Raw genomic sequence first — 18,891 nt, 5'->3', positions numbered from 1 at the left:
GGGGGGATTCCGTGCACAACGAGCGCGGGCTTTGTCAAGTTAGCCGAGTAAGTACGGAGCGAGCGTAAGAGTGACCCGCTGCGTCATGCTGCAGACGGAATGGGGGGGACTTCGGTGAATTCATGCCACGTCGAGAAACGTGCGGCAAGGTGTTTGCGATAAAGAGAGGCGCGCAGTAGATGTCGCTTCAAGGCGAAATGCTGACGGATCGGTCCGAAGCTCGCGAGGAAGGCCTGAGTTCGCTTCGGGTCGCGAAACCCTCGCATGCGTCGCTCGCGTTCGCGGGTGGGTTGATGGCTGTTCTCAACACGGTTGTTCACGCGCGCACAGGCCTTCACGAACACGTGCTTCACGTTCGCCAGTTCCGGTAACTCCGCCTTCGCAGCAGGATAACTGCGCAGCTGATCGGTAACGATCTTTCGCGGCGCCGGAAAGGAATGCAGCACTCGCTGGAAGAAACGTTTGGCGGCAGCTTTATCACGCCGCTTCTGCAGCAGGATGTCGAGTTCGGCGCCATGCTCGTCGACGGCGCGCCACAGCACATAAGGCTCGCCGCGCAGAGTCACGAACTTCTCGTCGAGGTGCCAGGTGCTGCCGGTCTTGCGTCGTACAGTCTTCGCGCAGCCCGCGAAGACTGCACCGAATTTGTCGCACCAGCGACGGATGGTTTCGTGGCTGACGATGACACCGCGTTCGAACAGCAGTTCCTCAATGTTGCGCAGACTGAGCTGGAACCGGAAGTACCATCGGACTGCCAGGCTGATGATCGCAGCTGGGAAACGATGGCCGTGGTAAAGCGATTTGGGATTCGTCATTCCGGCATCCTACGCGATCACCCTCCGTAACGTGACAAAGCCCACATGTCTACAAAGTCACGCTGGCGCTGGGTTCGAGCGCAGAGTGGCTTTCCTCTGCCCCGGGCCGGATCTTGAACCAGATCGAGTACATAGCTGGCAGAAACACCAACGTCAGTATCGTTCCTGCGAAAGTTCCTCCGATCAGCGTATAGGCCAGCGTGCCCCAGAACACGGAATGGGTCAGCGGAATGAACGCAAGCATCGCGGCAACCGCAGTCAGGATCACGGGCCTCGAGCGCTGCAGGGTGGCCTCCACTACCGCATCGAACGGCGCCATGCCCGCACGCGTGTTCTCTTCGATCTGGCCGATCAGGATCAGCGTGTTGCGCATCAGGATGCCGGAGAGCGCAATGAGCCCCACCAATGCGTTGATGCCGAAGGGCTGATTGAACAGCAGGAGTGTCGGCACCACGCCGATCAAACCCAGCGGACTGGTCGCGAACACCATCATGGTCGCGGCAATCGAGCGCGTCTGGAAAATGATGATGAGCAGCGTCAGCGCAATCATGATCGGGAACAGCGGCGCGAGCGCATTGGTCGCCTTGTTGGCCTCCTCGATGGAGCCGGCCTCCTCGATCCGGTAGCCGCCCGGCAGCTTCGCGATGATGGGCTGCAATTGCGCGAGCATCGCGGTCGACACGTCGGGCGGTTGCAATCCTTCGGCGATATCGCCACGCACGGTAATCGTCGGCGTTCGATCGCGACGGCGCAGGATCGGATCCTCCATGCGGATGTCGACCTTGCCGACCTGCGAGAGCGGCACCCGCTGCCCTGCGTTACCGATCAGCGTGAATCCCTCGATCCGTTGCGGGTCGAGCCGGGTGTCTCCCGCCGAACGCGCGACCAGCTCCACCGAACGAATGTCCTCGCGCACGTGCGTGACGGGAATGCCGGTCAGCAGGAATTGCAGTTGCTGCGCGACCGAGCTGGACGTCAGCCCGAACGACCCGAGACGATTTTGATCGAGCGTGAAATGCACGGTGGGAACGCGCGGCCCCCAGTCGGCGTTCACCGTTCGCATCATCGGGCTGGCCTTCATGGTCCGCTCGACCTGCGCGGCGATGGCGCGCAACGTCCCCGCGTCCGGGCCCATGACCCTGAACGCAACGGGGTAAGGCGAGTAAGGGCCGAACACCAGCTGCGTGACGCGAACCTGCGCCCCGGGCACCAATCCTTCGGCGACGACCTTGCGCAGACGGAATTTGAGCGCTTCCCGCTGGTGCTCATCGCTCGTGCGGATCACGATCTTCGAGAAGGACGAATCCGGCAACTCCGGAGACATGGCCAGATAGAAGCGCGGCGCGCCCTGCCCGATGTACGAGGTCACGATCTGCGCTTCCGGCTGCTTCGCGAGCCACGCCTCGACCTTTTCCGTTGCCGACGCGGTCTGCTCGATCGACGTCCCATAGGGCATCTGCACTTCGACGAGCACTTCCGGGCGATCGGACGTCGGGAAGAACTGCTTCTTCACCAGTCCCATGCCCATCACGGCAACCACGAACGATGCCACCACGATCCCGGCGACCATCCACTTGCGTCCGATCACGCGTCCGAGGAAACGGCGAAAACGCTGGTAGTTCCGCGTGTTGTAGATCGCTTCGTGGCCGCCTTCGATCACGGCAATGTCGGGTAACAGCTTGACGCCGAGGTACGGCGTGAAGACGACGGCCACGACCCACGATGTGATCAGCGCGATGCCGACGATCCAGAACATGTTGCTCGTGTATTCGCCGGCCGTCGAGCGCGCGAAGCCGTTCGGCATGAAGCCGACCGCCGTGACCAGCGTGCCCGACAGCATCGGCGCGGCCGTATGGCTCCACGCGTAAGCCGACGCCTGGACGCGGTTGTAGCCCTCCTCCATTTTCACGACCATCATTTCGATGGCGATGATCGCGTCGTCGACGAGCAGGCCCAGCGCGAGAATCAGCGAACCGAGCGTGATGCGGTCGAAGCTCTTGCCCGTGGCGGCCATCACGACGAAGACCCCCGCGAGCGTCAGCGGCACTGCCGCCGACACGACGATGCCGACGCGCCATCCCATGCTCGCGAAGCTCACGACCATCACCACGAGCAGCGCGACGAAGAACTTGACCATGAATTCGTCGACGGCCGAATGGATATTGACGGCCTGGTCGGTCACCTTCGTGAGGCTCATGCCCAGCGGCATCCCGGCATTGATCGATGCGACCTCCGCGTCGAGCGCGTTGCCGAGGTTGAGCCCGTTCCAGCCGTCCCGCATCACGACGCCGAGCAGCAACGCCGGTTCGCCGTTGTTGCGAATCTGGAACGTGGCCGGGTCTTCGTACCCGCGTTCGACGGTCGCCACGTCGGAGAGCTTCAACGTGCGGCCCTGAACGACGATCGGCGTGTCACGAATGGTCTGCAGCTTGTCGAACGCGCCTTCGACACGAATGAAGACCTGCGCGCCCGCCGTATCGATCGAACCGGCTGGCGTCAGAACGTTCTGGTTGTTCAACGCGGCAAAGATCTCCTGGGGCGTCACGCCGAGTGTCGCGAGCCGGTCGTGCGAAAACGAGACATAGATCCGTTCCGCCTGCTCGCCGATGATGTTCACCTTCTTGACGCCCGGCACATGAAGAAGCCGCTGGCGCAATCCCTCGGCGTCGCGCACCAGCACTCGTTGCGGCTCGCCTTTTGCCTTGAGCGCGAAAAGCGCGAACGTTACGTCGGAGTACTCATCGTTGACGAGCGGGCCGATCACGCCGGGCGGCAGGTTGCCCGCTTCGTCATGCAGCTTCTTGCGCGCCTGATAGAACTCCTCGGGCACGTCCGCGGGCGGCGTACTGTCGAGCAAGGTCACCGTGGTGAAGGCCAACCCCGGACGCGTATAGGTCTCCGTCCGGTCGTACCAGCGCAGTTCCTGCATGCGCTTTTCGAGCGGCTCGGCCACCTGGTCCTGCATTTCCTGCGCGGTCGCGCCGGGCCATGCCGTGATGACCGTCATCGACTTGACGGTAAAGGGCGGATCTTCGGCCCGCCCCAGTTTCAGGAAGGCAACCACGCCGGCGATCGAGATCAGGATGATCAGAAACAGCGTGACCGAGCGCTCCCGCACCGCGAGCGCCGACAAGTTGAAACCGCTCATTGCGCCGCTCCTTGCGCGGAGACGGATGCCGCGATCATCTTGTCGTTGGCGAGACGCACATGCTCTCCGTCGTGCAACAACTGGGCACCGAGCGCGACGACCTGGTCGCCGTCGCGAAGGTCGCCCGTCACCGTCGCACTGTCGTCGCTCAATGCGGTGACACGCACCTTGCGCCAGGTCACGCGCGATTGGGCCCGGTCGACCGTCCAGACCCCGGTGCCCGTGCCCGGATCGAACACGGCGCCGACCGGGACCACCATGCCGGCGGGTGCGTGGCCGGCATCGCCGGCGAGATCGAGCGCCACGGTCGCGCCGAGCGGCGCATTCGACAGCGCGCCCTGGAGGACGTACCGCGCCTCGTAGGTCCGTGTCAGCCGATCGGCGGAGTCGGAGAGCTGGCGCAGGACGGCGGGAACAGGCTTCTGGGCCGCGCCGTACAGCGTCGCCTCGGCAATCGAGCCGGATGCGGGACGCAGCGTCTCGGGAAGCTGGACGACGGCTTCGCGGGGGCCGGCATGCGCGAGCCGCACGACGATTTGTCCCGGCGCGACGACCTGGCCGGGCTCCGCCAGCGTCTCGACCACCACGCCGTCGGCGTCCGCCATGACAACAGCGTAGCCGGACGCATTGTTGGCGAGCACGGCCTGCGCCTGCGCCGCGACGAGCTGGGCCTTGGCGGAGTCCGCAGCCGCCTTGAGCTGGTCATAGGTCGATGCCGAAACCGCGCCTGCCGCGACGAGATCCCGATAGCGCGCCTCGTCAGCGGCCGTCTGCGTCGCGCGCGCCTGCGCGGCATCCACGAGCTTCTGCTGTGCACGGGCCTGCAGCCCCAGATCGATCGGATCGATGCGCATCAGCGGCTGGCCGCGCTTGACCGTCTGGCCCGCGTCGACCAGCCGCTCGATGACCTTGCCCTGAACCCGGAAACCGAGATCGCTCTGAACGCGGGCGCCCACGACACCCGAAAACGACCGGCTCGCCCCCGCCGCGCCGTGAACGGCGCTCGTACGCACAAGTGGCGCCTCGGTACGCGGATCAGCGGCCGGATGCTCGCCGCATGCCGCGAGCGCAAGCGAAGCCACGCCCAATGTGTAGACAAAATGATGGCGCCGGAACATGAGGTCCCCTCTCGCAAAGAACAGGAGCCCTCATTCTGATACCGGTGACCAATTCAGTCAACAGTCACAACAAGATTCATGGAGCGAGACTTCTGAGTACCAGGTTCGCAAGTTGGGTCGTCGCCTCTTCCGCGCCCTCGAGGTTGTACTGGAGCAGCAGCGGATTGAAATAGGGCTTCATCACCAGGAAGATCGCGTTCACCGCCTCGTCCTGCGGGGTCTTGCGTTCGAATTCGCCGGTTTCGCGCCCGAGCCGCAGGATCTCGGCGACGAGTTGCCGGATCTGGTCCTCATAACCCTGGACCGATGGCCAGGGTGATGCGGCCGACACGGCGGCGATGTCGTAAAGCTTGCGATCCTGGAAGAAGAGCTCGCTTCCGGATGAAAGCAAGGTCTTGAACATACGGCGAAATTTTTCCGTCGCACTGTGTACGCCGTCGATGTTTTCCTTGACGGCGGTGATCATCGCGGCGAGGCGATTCGCGCAGATGACTTGACCGATCGCCTGTTTGGAATCGAAGAATTTGTAGATATAGGCTTTTGAAAACCCGATTTCCTTCGCAAGGTCGGAAACGGTGGTCTTTTCGTAGCCGTAGCGGCTGAAGTATTCCGTTGCGGCGTCGACGATCTGGGCGCGAACTTCGTGGTCCGAGGGGCCGCGGGACGGGGAGGCGGAGGGAGTCGGTTTGTTCATGTCTCAAGCTTAGCCCCTCACTCGCGAGTTGACAACGTGTGACCATATTGTATATTGGTCACAATATCCGCTCACCGTTGCGCTCCCGAAATGATCATGCCCCTGCACCGTTCACTTGTTCTCCTGACCAGCGTCGCCGCCCTCTCGGCGTGCGCCGTGGGTCCCGACTACCACCGCCCGGATGCGCCGCTGGCGCAGCACTACATGACCCAGCCGCCCGCCGGCACGGCAAAGGCTCCGGTTGCCGATCTGTCCGCGTGGTGGGAAAGCTTCAACGACCCGCTGCTCACGCGTTACGTTTCGCGGGCGCTGGCGCAGAACCTGGACCTGGCCCAGGCCGTTGCGCAAATTACTCAGGCGCGTGCGCGCCTCGGCACGGCCAACGCGGCGCTTCTTCCGTCGGCCTCGGTTTCCGCGTCGGCCGCACGCGCCTATCAGTCCGTCGACACGCCGCTGGGACAATTGCTCAATGCCACGCCGGGTTACTCGCGCTGGGGCACCGAGTACGAAACCAACCTGGAGGCCGGTTGGGAGATCGACATCTTCGGCGGTCTGCGCCGTCAGCGTGAAGCCGCGCTCGCCGATTACTCGGCGACGCAGGCGGCGGCGGTCGCCACTCGCCTTGCCGTCGCGGCCCAGACCGCGGACATTTACGTCACGATCCGGGGGCTCCAGGCCCGTCTGGACATCGCGACCCGGCAGGTGCAGACGCAGCAGGCGCTTCTCGCGGACGTGAAACTCCTGTATTCGAAAGGCGCGGCGGCCGACTATCAGGTTCAGCAGGCGCAGGGTGCGCTCGACCAGGTTCAGGCCGGCGTGCCCGTCCTGCTCGCGGCGCTCGATGCAGCGTCGAACGCCCTCGACGTGATGATCGGCTCCCCTCCCGGCACGCACCGCGCGGAGTTGAGCCCGCCGTCCCTGATCCCCGTTGCGCCGTCGCTCGCGGAAATGGGCACGCCAGCCGATCTGCTGCAAAGACGTCCCGACCTGATCGCCGCCGAACGTCACCTCGCTGCGGCCAATGCGCGCATTGGCGCCGCGATCGGCGAGTACTACCCGACGGTCTCGCTGAACGCCTTCCTCGGCAGCGCGACCTCCGCCGCCACCGGCACGTTGTTCTCGGGCGGCGCCAACCAGGCGGCCGGCCTCGTCGGGCTGCGCTGGCGCCTGTTCGATTTCGTGCGCATCGGCGCCGATGTCGAAGCGGCGAAAGGCGCCGACGCGCAAGCGCTCGCGGCCTATCGGCAGGCCGTGCTCCGCGCGTCCGAGGACGTCGAAAACTCGCTCTCGTCATTGGTGAACCGACAGGCGCAGGCGGCCACGCTGTCGCATGCCGAGTCGTCGTTTTCCCGCGCCAAGGATGCGTCGATGACCGCGTACCGCAGCGGTGCGGCGAGTTTCATCGACGTATTGCACGCCAACGAGACGCTGCTCCAGGCCGCCGACGCGCGTGCGCAAGCGCAAACGGAATCCGCGCGTGCGGCGATCTCGACGTTCAAGGCACTCGGCGGCGGCTGGGATCCGGCATCGCACGTCGGGCAGACGTCGCTGACTTCACGCTGACGAAGCCGCCCAGCATTGGCGCGCGCAACGAAACCCGCGCACTTTCCGGGTTCGCGCGAGTGCGTACCGCGCCATTGCAGTGCGCGTCGCGCCCGCAATCGGACAGCGTCTCGCGCGTCACAGCACCCATCGCGCGGCCGTCATCGAATTGCGCTAAATTGGGCCAGATTTCGTTTGAACACGCCGTCGGGTAAAGGCACACCACGCCCGAACGGGCGCACTCCAGGGCGCGATGAATGAACGACAAGGATCCTGTCGATTTCGGGCAACCCGTTGCAGACGACACGCTCGCCAGACGGTTTCTCCTGCGAGATGCGCCCACCGTACGGGCCGGCGTTTTCTCCCACGGGCAACCGATCTCGTTCACCCGGTTGATCAACCCGCGGCCTCAACCGGGGCGCTCGCTCACGCCGCAACCGGAGGAAGCCTTTGTCTTCCAGATGCCGCTGATACTCGGCCCCGATCCCGGCCTCCGTTATTCAAGCGGCAACCTCGATGCTTCCGCATCGAGCAGCCCCGGCAGCTGTTATCTGCTCGACCTGCGCGCGAGCCCGACGCGCCGTCTCGACATGCCGTTCGATACCATGCGGCTCTATCTGGCCCAGGGTGCGATCGAGGAGTTCACCGATCAAAAGCGGCGCCGGCGCATAGGAGGACTCGTGCAGCCGCATCTCGGCGCCAGCGACCCGGTGCTGTTCAGTCTGTCGCATATGCTGCAGACGGTCCTGCAGCAGCCCGACCTGACGAGTGCGCTGTTCATCGATTACCTCGCGCTGGCGTTTTGCGAACACGTCGTCACACGCTATGGCCGAGCCGATCCGGTGCTCCGGCCACGCCGCTCCGGACTCGCTCCTTGGCAGATGCGGCGCATCGAGGATTATTTCGCGTCCCACCTGCACGACAATCCGTCGATCGCCGATCTCGCACGCGAGTGCAATCTCTCCACCAGCTACTTCGGCGAAGCCTTCAAGCAGACCACCGGCAGCACGCCCCATCAGTGGCTGCTCAAGCGCCGTATCGAGCGCGCGAAATCGCTGTTGCGGGCAACCGATGCGAGCCTGGCCAGCATCGCGTCGGACTGCGGATTTTTCGACCAGAGTCATTTTTCGCGCGTGTTCTCGCGTCTCGAGGGATGCGGGCCGAAAGACTGGGCGCAGCGGAACCGATAGCACCGGACAGGTGCAAACGTCACGGGCGGCGCATGTGTCAGCTCGATCCGCCGCCTCCTGATCCGAATTCAGCCACTGCCCCCCGGTATGCGACGGTCACCCGCGAATCGTCCAACGAATCGTTGTTTTATACAAGATCGCGCGGTCACCCCGCAGGTACGCTTCTCTCACATCGACTCGTCGATACCTCCGTGGCTCGTCACTCGTTGAACGGGTGGCCATCGCGGTCCGGCCGTTTCATTTCGGCGCACCTGCCGAGATAGCACGTTGATTTGCCCGTCAAGCCTCGCGCGGTCGCCAGCCCGGAACGGCATGGCGCTGCGCCGGTCCGCCCAACCCTCCTGGAGTCGACGCATGAAGAATCGCGATACGTCTACGCGTCTTGATCACGCAACGGGTGCACCCGTTGCCGACAATCTGAACATCGAAACGGCCGGCCCGCGCGGTCCCGCGCTGCTGCAGGATATCTGGCTCATCGAGAAACTCGCGCACTTCGACCGCGAGGTCATTCCCGAACGACGCATGCACGCCAAAGGATCGGGCGCGCACGGCGTATTCACGGTGACGCACGACATCACGCGCTACACCAAGGCGAAACTCTTTTCGGAAATCGGCAAGGCAACGCCGGTATTCATGCGCTTTTCGACCGTCGCCGGCGAGCGCGGCGCCGCGGATGCCGAGCGCGACATCCGCGGCTTCGCAGTGAAGTTCTATACGGAAGAAGGGAACTGGGACATCGTGGGCAACAACACGCCCGTATTCTTTTTCCGTGACCCGCTGCGGTTTCCCGATCTCAACCACGCGATCAAGCGCGACCCGCGCACGGGACTGCGCAGCGCAAACAGCAACTGGGACTTCTGGACGCTCCTGCCGGAAGCGCTTCACCAGGTCACGATCGTCATGAGCGACAGGGGCATACCCCGCAGCTATCGCCACATGCATGGATTCGGCAGCCATACGTTCAGCCTCGTCGATGCCGACAATCGGCGGACGTGGGTGAAATTCCACTTCCGTACGCAGCAAGGCATCGCGAATCTGACCGACGGCGAAGCCGAACAGCTCGTGGGCAAGGATCGCGAAACGCATGGCCGCGACCTTTACGAAAGCATCGAACGCGGCGACTTCCCGCGCTGGACCCTCTTCATTCAGGTGATGAACGACGACGAGGCCAGGGCACTGCCGTTCAACCCGTTCGACCTGACCAAGGTCTGGCCGAAAAGCGATTTCCCGTTGATCGAGGCAGGTGTGCTCGAATTGAACCGCAACCCGGGCAACTACTTCGCCGAGGTCGAGCAGGCGGCGTTTTCGCCCGCGAACGTCGTGCCCGGCATCGGCTTTTCGCCGGACAAGATGCTGCAGGCGCGGCTGTTCTCTTATGGCGACACGCAACGTTATCGGCTGGGCGTGAACTTCAATCACATTCCCGTCAATGCGCCGAAGTGCCCCTTCCACAGCTACCACCGCGACGGCGCCATGCGCACCGACGACAACCTCGGCGGCACACCGTCCTACTACCCGAACAGTTCCGGCGAGTGGGAAGTACGGCCCGACCTTCACGAGCCGCCGCTGCGGATCGAAGGCGATGCCGCACATTGGGACCATCGCGTGGACGTCGATCACTTCGCGCAGCCCGGAAATCTGTTTCGCCTGATGAGTCAGGCGCAACAACACTTGCTGTTCGATAACACCGCTCGCCAGATGGCCTCCGTCCACGCGCATATCCAGGAGCGCCACATCCTCAATTGCGCGAAGGCCGATCCCGAGTACGGCGCGGGCGTTCGCGAGGCGCTGGCAAGAATCGGGGCAACGACTGCCACGAAGTAGCCGGCCATTCGCGTGCGGCGTCCGCCACGACGCCAGCGTCCGCTCACATTTCGATGGAGAACCGTCATGTCGCAGGTCATTCAGGATGTCGCCGTGCCCGACAGTCAGCTTGCGCGGGAAATCACCGAGTTCGTGCGCGACACGTCCACCCCGCTGCTCTTTCATCATTCGAGCCGCGTCTATTTGTTCGGCGCCCTGGAGGGCGCGCGCCGCGGCCTGAAATTCGATCCGGAACTGTTGTACGCGGGCGCCATGTTCCATGACATCGGCCTCACCGGTGCGTACAGCAGCGCCACCGAGCGCTTCGAAGTCGACGGAGCCAATGCGGCCCGCGAGTTTCTCTCGGGCCGGGGCATCACCGCGGCCGACATCGACCTCGTCTGGACGGCCATTGCGCTGCATACCACGCCCGGCATTCCGCGCCATATGCACCCGGTTGTCGCACTGGTGACCGCCGGGGTCGAGATGGATGTGCTCGGACTTTCGTACCACGCGTTCTCGCACGAGGAACGCGAAGCCGCCACGCGTGCGCATCCGCGCCCGCCGCACTTCAAGGAAGAGATCATTCAGGCGTTCTACAACGGCATCAAGCACAAACCGGAGACCACGTTCGGCAACGTGAAAGCCGACGTGATCGCCGACAAGGAGCCTCATTTCCATCGGGGAAACTTCTGTTCCGTCATCCGCAATTCGGCATGGCCGGGTTGACGATGCCGTGTCCCGCGCATCGATGCCCGGCCAGTCGCGCCGCGCCAACCGATCGCGACCGCATGCAGGTCCGCATAGGCAGAAAACACCGGCGATCGCATCGTGCGAGACGGCAGGCCGGTGTCCATCAACGGAATCATTCACACTGAGGTGAACATCATGGGCAAGCTTGCAGGGAAAGTGGCCGTTGTAACCGGTGCGTCGAAGGGTATCGGCGCCGCCATCGCCAAGGCGCTCGCGGCAGAGGGCGCGTCGGTCGTCGTGAACTACGCAAGCAGCAAGGCCGGCGCGGACGACGTCGTGTCCGCCATCACCACGGCCGGTGGGAAAGCCGTTGCCGTGGGCGGCGACGTGTCGAAGGCGGCCGACGCGAAAGGCATCGTCGATGCGGCGATCGAAACGTACGGCCGCCTCGACATCCTCGTCAACAACTCGGGCGTCTACGAGTTCGCACCGATCGAAGCGTTCACGGAAGCGCAATACCGCAGGCAGTTCGACATCAACGTGCTCGGGGTCCTGCTCACGACACAGGCCGCCGTCCAGCACCTCGGCGAAGGCGCCAGCATCATCAATGTCAGCTCGGTCGTCTCGACGCTCACACCGGCGACGACCGCCGTCTACAGCGGCACGAAAGGCGCGGTGGATTCCATCACTGGCGCGCTCGCACGTGAACTCGGGCCACGAGGAATTCGCGTGAACACGATCAATCCGGGCGTGATCGTGACCGAAGGCGCGCAAAGCGCCGGGGTGATCGGATCGGAGTTCGAGCATTCGGCGGTCAGCCAGACGCCGCTCGGGCGCGTGGGCAGACCGGACGACGTCGCATCGATTGCGGTTTTCCTCGCTTCCGACGACGCAAAGTGGCTGACGGGCGAGCACATCGTCGCCAGTGGCGGCATGCGCTGACGCAGGTTCGCGAAACCGCGGGCGTACCGTCGGCCTCGACATCGACAAACAGAAAGGTGACGGTCGTTCCGGATCGCCCGCGGTTCAGCGGGTTGCCGCGTGAGTCTGCCAACGATACGGTTTGGTAACCGGCACACTTTCCGGCTAACCCCGGCCGCCCCCTACACCCTCCCCGCCAAATGAAACCGCGACGCCGGATGCCACAACCGCACCGACGTCGCGACCTGTTCACCGACCCAGGTCCGCCGCCGGAGCAACAAGCACGGCTCGCCGATTTCCATCACCAGGTGCCGGCGCACCTGCGCATCGGGCTTCTGCGCATAGATCCGGAACTCCGCGCGCTGGATCGGCGCGAGCCGCACCATATAGTGATTCGGCGTCTCGACCGTGAAGTCCTGTTCCAGATACGCGGGAAACAGCGCCGGGTTCACGTAGCGATCCTCGAACTGGATCGGCTCGTCGTCCTCGTAATGCACGATACGCGAATGAAACACCGGCCCCGAGCGCAGCCCGAGCGCTTCGATCGCCTCCGTATCGTCGCTGCTTTCGAGCAGCAGCACGCGCCCGCTGTGCCGATGGCCGCGCTCCGCGATCTCGTCCGCGATGTTGCGGATCTCCAGCACCGTCGATTCGTAATGCCGCCGTTCGACGAACGTGCCCGCGCCCTGGATGCGGGTCAGCACGCGCTCGGCGGTCAGCTCGCGCAGCGCACGCGACACCGTCATCCGCGCGACGCCGAACTCCTTGACCAGTTCGGCTTCGGTCGGAATCGCCCCGCCGGGTTTCCAGTCGCCTTTCGCGATCCGCTCGACGACGTAGCGCTTGATCTGCTGGTAGGCCGGCAGCGCGCGCGCCGGCACGTCGTCGCCCGACGCGACCGCCAGCCCGGCGGAAAGGTGTCGTTCCGTATGGTTCATGCGCCCTCGCCCGAATGATTATTAGATGTCCAGATAACCCGCCACAGCCCCCCGTCGCCCGACGTCACAGCACCGGCGGCGGCATCCCCGCGACGATGCCGGTCGCGATCGCGATGTCGTCAGCGAGCGGCCGGTCGTCCTGGTACGCGGGCACGCGTTCGCGCACGTGGCGCCACAACGTATCGGTGGGCGCGGCCCGCGCCGCGCCGTTCGCCTGCAGATCGTACGCCTGCGCGGCCGCCAGCATCTCGATCGCGAGCACGCGCGTCGTGTTCTCGATGATGTCGAGCGCCTTCAGCGCCGCCGGCGTTGCATGGCACAGGTGATCTTCCTGCAGCCCCGACGTGATGCCGCCGTCGAGGCTCGCGGGCGCCGCGAGCCGCTGGTTCTGCGCGACGAGGGCGACTGCCGTGTACTGCGCGATCATGAAGCCGGAACACGTGCCGCCCGGCGTCGCGAGAAACGCCGGCAGCCCGCTGACGAGCGGATTGACGAGACGGTCGAGACGCCGTTCGGCGATCGCCGCGACCTGTGCCATCGCGGCCGCGAGGCTGTCCATCGCGAGCGCAATGCCGGCGCCGACCGCATGCGCCTGCGAATGGACGGCCGGTTCGTCGCGCGTGCCGGCGACGATCGGGTTGTCGGTGACGGACGCCAGTTCGCGATCGACCACTTCCGCCGTCACGGCGAATACGTCGCGTGCCGCGCCGTGCACATGCGGAATCGTGCGCAGGCTGAGCGGATCCTGCGTATGCCGGCCGCTCGCCGCGCCGAGCATCCCGCTGTCGGCGAGCAGCGCGCGCAGCCGTGCGCCGACCTGCCCGATGCCGGGCGAAACGCGTAGCGCGAGCGATGCCGGATCGAAGGAGGCCAGCTGTCCGCCGAGGTTCTCGAAGCTCATCGCCGCGACCCAGTCGGCCCAGTCGAGCAGCCGCTCCGCGCGGGCGAGCGCGAGCGCGGCCAGCCCCGTCACGCACGGCGTGCCGTTGACGAGGCTCAGCCCCTCCTTCGCACCGAGCACCAGCGGCTCGCGGCCGATGCGGCGCAACGCTTCGTCGCCGCGCATCCGCTCGCCGCGGTGGCGCGCATGGCCGTGACCGATGCAGACGAGCGCGACGTGCGCCATATGTGTCAGATACCCGACCGACCCGTGCGCCGGCACCTCCGGCAGGCAATCGTGTTCAAGCAGCGCGACGAGCTGGTCGACGACATCGGCGCGCACGCCGGAATGCCCGTGCGCGTAATTGTTGATCGCCGCCGCGATGATCGCGCGCGTTTCCGCCGCGCCGAGAGGCGCGCCGACGCCGACCGCGTGGCTCATCAGGATGTTGCGCGACAGCGTGCTCTGCTGCGCCGGCGACACGATCACGTTGCACAGCGCGCCGACGCCGGTGTTGACGCCGTACGCGCGGATGCCGCGCGCGACGATTTCATCGACGAGCTCGCGTGCCACGGCGACACGCACGCGCGCTTCGTCCGTGAGCGCCAGCGGTTCGCCGGCGGCCACCTCCGCGATCTGCCGCCAGTCGAGCGGCCTTGCCGAACGGAATACGGTCATGATGGCCTCAGTTCGCGGCGCGGTCGTGATGGCTCGACACGAACTGCCGGAAGCGCTCCGAGCACTGGCCGCCGAACAGGTCGCCGGGCGTGCCGTCGGAGTCGACCTCGCCCTGATGCAGGAACATCACGCGATTCGACACGTGCCGTGCGAAACCCATTTCATGCGTGACGACCAGCATCGTGCGCCCTTCCTCGGCGAGCGAACGCATCACGCGCAGCACCTCGCCGACCAGTTCCGGATCGAGCGCCGACGTCGGTTCGTCGAACAGCATCACCTTCGGATGCATCGCGAGCGCACGGGCGATCGCGACGCGCTGCTGCTGGCCGCCGGACAGGTGCGCCGGATAGTAGCCGCGCTTGTCCGCGAGGCCGACGCGCGCGAGGAGCGCCTCGGCTTCCTCGACCGCTTCGGCGCGACTGCGCTTCTGCACGCGCAGCGGACCTTCGACGAGGTTGTCGAGCACCGTCATGTGCGACCACAGGTTGAAGTTCTGGAACACCATCCCGAGCTGCGAGCGGATCCGGTCGACCTGGCGCCGGTCGCCCGGCTGCAGCTTGCCGTCGCGCGCGCGCTTCATCTTCAGTTCCTCGCCGGCGAGCGCGACAGTGCCGTCGTCGGGCGTTTCGAGCAGGTTCAGGCAGCGCAGGAACGTGCTCTTGCCCGAGCCGCTCGCGCCGAGGATCGAGATCACGTCGCCTTCGTGCGCGTCGAGCGAAATGCCCTTCAGCACGTGATGATCGCCGAACGACTTGTGGATGTTCCTGACCGACAGGGCAACGGGAGCAGCGGTGTTCATCGGATTCTCCTGGAAGGATGGATGCGCTCAGGACGCGACGCGCCGGGCGTCGCGCGCGGCCGCGGCCGGCGCGCCGGTCTGCTTCGGCGCGCGCAGGTGGCCCGACAGCCGCCATTCGAGCGCGCCGAGCACGCGCACGACAATGAAGTTCAGGCCCAGGTAGATGAGGGCCGCGCACACGAACACCTCGGTCGTCCGGTAGGTCTGTTGAATGATCTGCTGCGCGACGCCCGTCACTTCCCACACGGTGACGAGGCTCGCCAGCGCGGTCGACTTGACGAGCAGCACGGCTTCGGTCGAATACGCGGGCAGGCACTGGCGCAGCGCGATCGGGCCGATCACGCGACGCAGCAGCGCGAAGCCCGAGAGGCCGATCGAATAACCGGCCTCGATCTGCCCGACCGGCACGGCCATCAAGCCGCCGCGCAGGATTTCGGCCGTATAGCCGGCCGTGCACAGCGCGAGGGACAGCACCGCGCACACATACGGTTCGCGCAGCAGCGGCCACATGAAGCTCTCGCGGATCACGCCGAACTGGCCGAGCCCGTAGTACACGAGGAACATCTGGATCAGCAGCGGCGAGCCGCGAAACACGAGGATGTACGCACGCGCGAAGCGGTTCGGCAGCCAGTGCGGCGACACGCGCATCGTGACGATGACGAGCGACAGCAGGCCGCCGAGCACGAGCGATGCGAAGAACAGGCCGAGCGTGGTCGGCACGGCCGCGAGCAGCTGGCGCAGCGTGTCGAGGAGAAAGTCGAAATCGATGGACATGCGATCGCTCCGTCAGTTGCGTGCGAAATTGCGGCGGAACGAGCGGCCGACGATCGCTTCCGCCCGGTTGAACACGCGGTTCGACAGGCCCGTCATCACGAGATAGAGCGCCCCGCCCGCGACGAAGAACACGAAATACTGGTGCGTCGAGTTCGCGGCGATCTGGCTGGTGCGCAGCAGCTCGGCGAGCCCGGTGACCGAGATCAGCGCGGAATCCTTGAGGCTCAGTTGCCACACGTTGCCGATGCCGGGCAGCGCGAAACGCAGCACCTGCGGAATCAGGATGCGGCGCAGCACCATGCTTCGCGGCATGCCGATCGAGCGCGCCGCTTCGAGCTCGCCCTTCGACACGGCCAGTACGGCCGCGCGATACACCTCGGCCTGGTACGCGCCCGAGATCATCCCGACCGCCAGCGCGCCGATCACGAACGGCGGCACGCCGATGAAACCTTCCGCGCCGAACCACTGGCCGACGGTCGTGACGAGCGTCGAGCCGCCGAAATAGAACAGGTAGATCACGAGCAGTTCGGGCACGCCGCGAAACACCGTCGTGTAGAGGTCGCCGAACACGCGCGCGCTGCGGTGGCGCGACAGTTTCGCGGCTGCGATGCCGGCGCCGATCACGGCACCGACCGCGAGCGCGGCGAGCGTCAGCGCGATCGTCATCAGCGCCGCGAGCAGCAGGACGCCGCCCCAGCCTTCGGTTCCGAAGCCCAGCATTTCAAGGATGGCCATGCGTGCCTCCCGGCAAGCGTTGAGTGGATCGGCAGGATGCGCGCCGCTGCGCGACCGTCGGGTCGCTCATGCAGCGGCGGCCGCGCGTGTACTTACGGCGTGACGTCGGTCTTGAACCACTTGTCGGCGAGTTTCTTCACGGTGCCGTCCGCGAGTGCCGCGCCGATCGCCGCATCGAACTTCGTCTTCAGGTCGGCATCCTGCTTGCGGAACGCGAGGCCCTCGCCCGGCCCCCAGATCGGGCCGCCGAGCTTCGGGCCCGCGAGCACGATCGACGCGTTCTCCTTCTTACCGGTGTTCGCCGCGTAGTACGTGACGTCGTCGAACGATGCGTCGATGCGACCGGCGACGAGGTCGAGATCGCGCTCGGGCGACGTCTTGTATACGCGGATCGACGCGATGTCCTTGAAGCCGTCGTTGATGAACTTCGTATAGACGGTGCCCGACTGGATGCCGATCGTCTTGCCCTTCAACTGCTTGCGCAGCGCATCGACGGTTGCCTTGTCCGCATTCGCGTCGCCGGTCAGCTTGACGATCGGCGCGCCGGGCGCGGCCTTCGGCAGGATCTTCGTATCGGTGACCGCGAACGTCGCGGGCGTGGCCGCATACGGACGCGAGAACAGCAGGATCTTCTCGCGCTCCGGCGTGATCGAGATCGCATCCATCAGGATGTCGAACTTGCCGGCCTGCAGGCCCGGAATCATCCCGTCCCAGTCCTGCGCGACCATGTTGCACTGGACCTTGATCCGCTCGCACACGTTGGCGAGCAGCTCCGGTTCGAAGCCGCCGAGCTTGCCGCCCGGCAGCGTGAGGTTCCACGGCGCGTAGCCGCCTTCGAGCGCCACCGTCACCGTCTTCCACTCCTTTGCCTGCACCGGCGCGGCGAGGGTTGCCGCAGCCGCCGCGATCGCGCCGATCGTCCTGATTGCCCACTTGATGCGCTTGCCGTTCACGAGATTTCTCCTTGCGTTGAAGTTCGTCATCCCTTCGGTCTGCAAGACGCCTCAGGAATTTGTCTATACAAGCATGCAAGAAGAAAAACGGCCGGACAAGCGTTGATCAAAAAAAACCGCGTAAACGCGGGAAATCCCCTAAATACGGGGCTCTGACGCGCCTCTTTGCGGGGAATTCGGGCACACGTTTGGTGCAATATGAATGGACAAATCGCCAGGATGACTAGACAAATTTTGAATTCGCTCACTCGACGCTTGCCGCGCGACATGCGGCGGCGGGCAACTCGACCTCGCGCAAATCGGGGCACTGACCGGAACGCCGGTTCATGCTCGATCGATTGTTTCGGGCGCTGGTTTGGCCGGGATCGATGAACCGTGGCGCCGCTTGCGCTGTCGGTCATCAGGAAGGCAGGCCTGGATCGTGGCCGCTTGCGCAGCCTGCAATGGGATCAGTGCGGCCGATGGGCCGGTGTTCGGGTGGGGGCGTGCCCCGTTGCTGACGTCAGTGCCGGATGCACGGCGTTTCCCACATATTGGCAAGTACCGAAATCGCGCGGCACGGCGTGAAGACGAGCCGGGAAATGGTCTGACCATACTTCGGCGTTTTCTGGAACACGCCCCTGCTTCGACTTGCTGCCGCCGTACGTGGCGGCGAAGCTGTCGGTGAAACGGTCGAATTCTTCGGGCGGGCGCCGCGTACACGTGCGCCGTGTCGTCATGCGGCCCGACCGCGAGCGTCGGCGCCGGTATGGCGACGGATTTCGGCCACGCCGCGAACGCCGTGCGTGCGGCGCGGAAACCGCCCGCCCACATCGGCGCCGGGCATGTCGAGCGAACGTGCTTCGTGATCGCCGCTCCTTCCTGCTGCAATCGTCTGGACAGCAGACGATCAGCTTCGTCCGTCCCCTTCCCCGCTTCGAACGTCGCCGAGCATCGTGACGAGGACGAGTGCCGCGATCAGCCCGAGATGCTCGAAAAAGCTGTTGAGCGCCATGAAACGCGCGGCGCCCGTCTGGTTCCAGAAGTCGTTCGCCACCGCCATCGCGACGAGCGTCAGCATGCCGAGGCCGCCGGCGCCGAGCCACGTGAAGCGGCGGAACACGATGCAAAGCGAACCGCCGATCTCGACGACGACCGCCAGTGCAGCCCACAACGCGGGCGGGTGCAAACCGAAATGCGCCTGCTCCGCGATTGCTGCGTCGAAGTGCAT

At 65.3% G+C, this 18,891-nt stretch carries 16 protein-coding genes; 5 read left to right on the top strand and 11 right to left on the bottom strand.

Features of this window, described 5'->3' with window-relative positions; genetic code table 11:
- Nucleotides 1–83 precede the first annotated feature (83 nt).
- The 4 genes from ABIC51_RS40100 to ABIC51_RS40085 form a co-directional block, all read right to left on the bottom strand.
- Nucleotides 84–815: an IS6 family transposase gene (locus ABIC51_RS40100; protein WP_146255057.1), complete on the bottom strand. Its 732-nt coding sequence runs from the start codon at nt 813–815 to the stop codon at nt 84–86.
- 49 nt (nt 816–864) lie between these two features.
- On the bottom strand, nt 865–3,963 hold the full coding sequence (locus ABIC51_RS40095; protein WP_175862978.1) for an efflux RND transporter permease subunit: 3,099 nt from the start codon (nt 3,961–3,963) through the stop codon (nt 865–867).
- Nucleotides 3,960–5,081 carry an efflux RND transporter periplasmic adaptor subunit gene (locus ABIC51_RS40090; protein ID WP_354007089.1) on the bottom strand — a complete coding sequence of 374 codons (1,122 nt, stop codon included), beginning with the start codon at nt 5,079–5,081 and terminating at the stop codon, nt 3,960–3,962. Before ABIC51_RS40090 ends, ABIC51_RS40095 begins: the two co-directional genes overlap by 4 nt.
- 76 nt (nt 5,082–5,157) lie before the next feature.
- Nucleotides 5,158–5,775: a TetR/AcrR family transcriptional regulator gene (locus tag ABIC51_RS40085; RefSeq protein WP_060196825.1), complete on the bottom strand. Its 618-nt coding sequence runs from the start codon at nt 5,773–5,775 to the stop codon at nt 5,158–5,160.
- Nucleotides 5,776–5,871: 96 nt separating this feature from the next.
- Here ABIC51_RS40085 and ABIC51_RS40080 point away from each other — a divergent pair, with 96 nt between their 5' ends.
- The 5 genes from ABIC51_RS40080 (at nt 5,872) to ABIC51_RS40060 (ending at nt 11,945) form a co-directional block, all read left to right on the top strand.
- Nucleotides 5,872–7,338: an efflux transporter outer membrane subunit gene (locus ABIC51_RS40080; RefSeq protein WP_354007088.1), complete on the top strand. Its 1,467-nt coding sequence runs from the start codon at nt 5,872–5,874 to the stop codon at nt 7,336–7,338.
- Between the two features lie 236 nt (nt 7,339–7,574).
- Nucleotides 7,575–8,507: a helix-turn-helix domain-containing protein gene (locus tag ABIC51_RS40075; RefSeq protein ID WP_354007087.1), complete on the top strand. Its 933-nt coding sequence runs from the start codon at nt 7,575–7,577 to the stop codon at nt 8,505–8,507.
- 354 nt (nt 8,508–8,861) lie between these two features.
- Entirely contained in the window at nt 8,862–10,331 is a 1,470-nt protein-coding gene (locus ABIC51_RS40070; RefSeq protein ID WP_027792655.1) for a catalase, read from the top strand.
- 66 nt (nt 10,332–10,397) lie between these two features.
- Nucleotides 10,398–11,039, top strand: a complete 642-nt coding sequence (locus ABIC51_RS40065) for an HD domain-containing protein (RefSeq protein WP_354007086.1) — start codon at nt 10,398–10,400, stop codon at nt 11,037–11,039.
- A 159-nt stretch (nt 11,040–11,198) separates the two neighbouring features.
- Nucleotides 11,199–11,945: an SDR family NAD(P)-dependent oxidoreductase gene (locus ABIC51_RS40060; protein WP_060196817.1), complete on the top strand. Its 747-nt coding sequence runs from the start codon at nt 11,199–11,201 to the stop codon at nt 11,943–11,945.
- A gap of 161 nt (nt 11,946–12,106) precedes the next feature.
- Here ABIC51_RS40060 and hutC read toward each other — a convergent pair whose 3' ends face one another.
- The 7 genes from hutC to ABIC51_RS40020 all read right to left on the bottom strand — a co-directional run.
- Entirely contained in the window at nt 12,107–12,862 is a 756-nt protein-coding gene (hutC, locus tag ABIC51_RS40055; RefSeq protein ID WP_027792652.1) for a histidine utilization transcriptional repressor HutC, read from the bottom strand.
- Between the two features lie 64 nt (nt 12,863–12,926).
- A complete protein-coding gene (locus ABIC51_RS40050) occupies nt 12,927–14,420 on the bottom strand; it encodes an HAL/PAL/TAL family ammonia-lyase (protein ID WP_027792651.1) in 1,494 nt (497 codons plus the stop codon).
- Nucleotides 14,421–14,427: 7 nt separating this feature from the next.
- Nucleotides 14,428–15,219, bottom strand: coding sequence for an ABC transporter ATP-binding protein (locus ABIC51_RS40045; protein WP_021158296.1), 792 nt, complete (start codon nt 15,217–15,219; stop codon nt 14,428–14,430).
- Nucleotides 15,220–15,246: 27 nt separating this feature from the next.
- On the bottom strand, nt 15,247–15,993 hold the full coding sequence (locus ABIC51_RS40040) for an ABC transporter permease (protein ID WP_027792650.1): 747 nt from the start codon (nt 15,991–15,993) through the stop codon (nt 15,247–15,249).
- Nucleotides 15,994–16,005: 12 nt separating this feature from the next.
- Nucleotides 16,006–16,728, bottom strand: coding sequence for an ABC transporter permease (locus ABIC51_RS40035; RefSeq protein ID WP_027792649.1), 723 nt, complete (start codon nt 16,726–16,728; stop codon nt 16,006–16,008).
- 92 nt (nt 16,729–16,820) lie between these two features.
- On the bottom strand, nt 16,821–17,711 hold the full coding sequence (locus ABIC51_RS40030) for a transporter substrate-binding domain-containing protein (RefSeq protein ID WP_217445044.1): 891 nt from the start codon (nt 17,709–17,711) through the stop codon (nt 16,821–16,823).
- 859 nt (nt 17,712–18,570) lie between these two features.
- Nucleotides 18,571–18,891: DoxX family protein (locus ABIC51_RS40020; protein WP_354007085.1), on the bottom strand; the 321-nt coding region annotated here is incomplete at its 5' end.

Origin of the sequence: Burkholderia sp. 572, assembly GCF_040545135.1 — a bacterium.
GTDB classification, from domain to species: Bacteria; Pseudomonadota; Gammaproteobacteria; order Burkholderiales; family Burkholderiaceae; genus Burkholderia; species Burkholderia cepacia.
The sequence above is the reverse complement of the archived record's forward strand: the minus strand, read 5'-3'. Positions and strand labels throughout refer to the sequence as shown.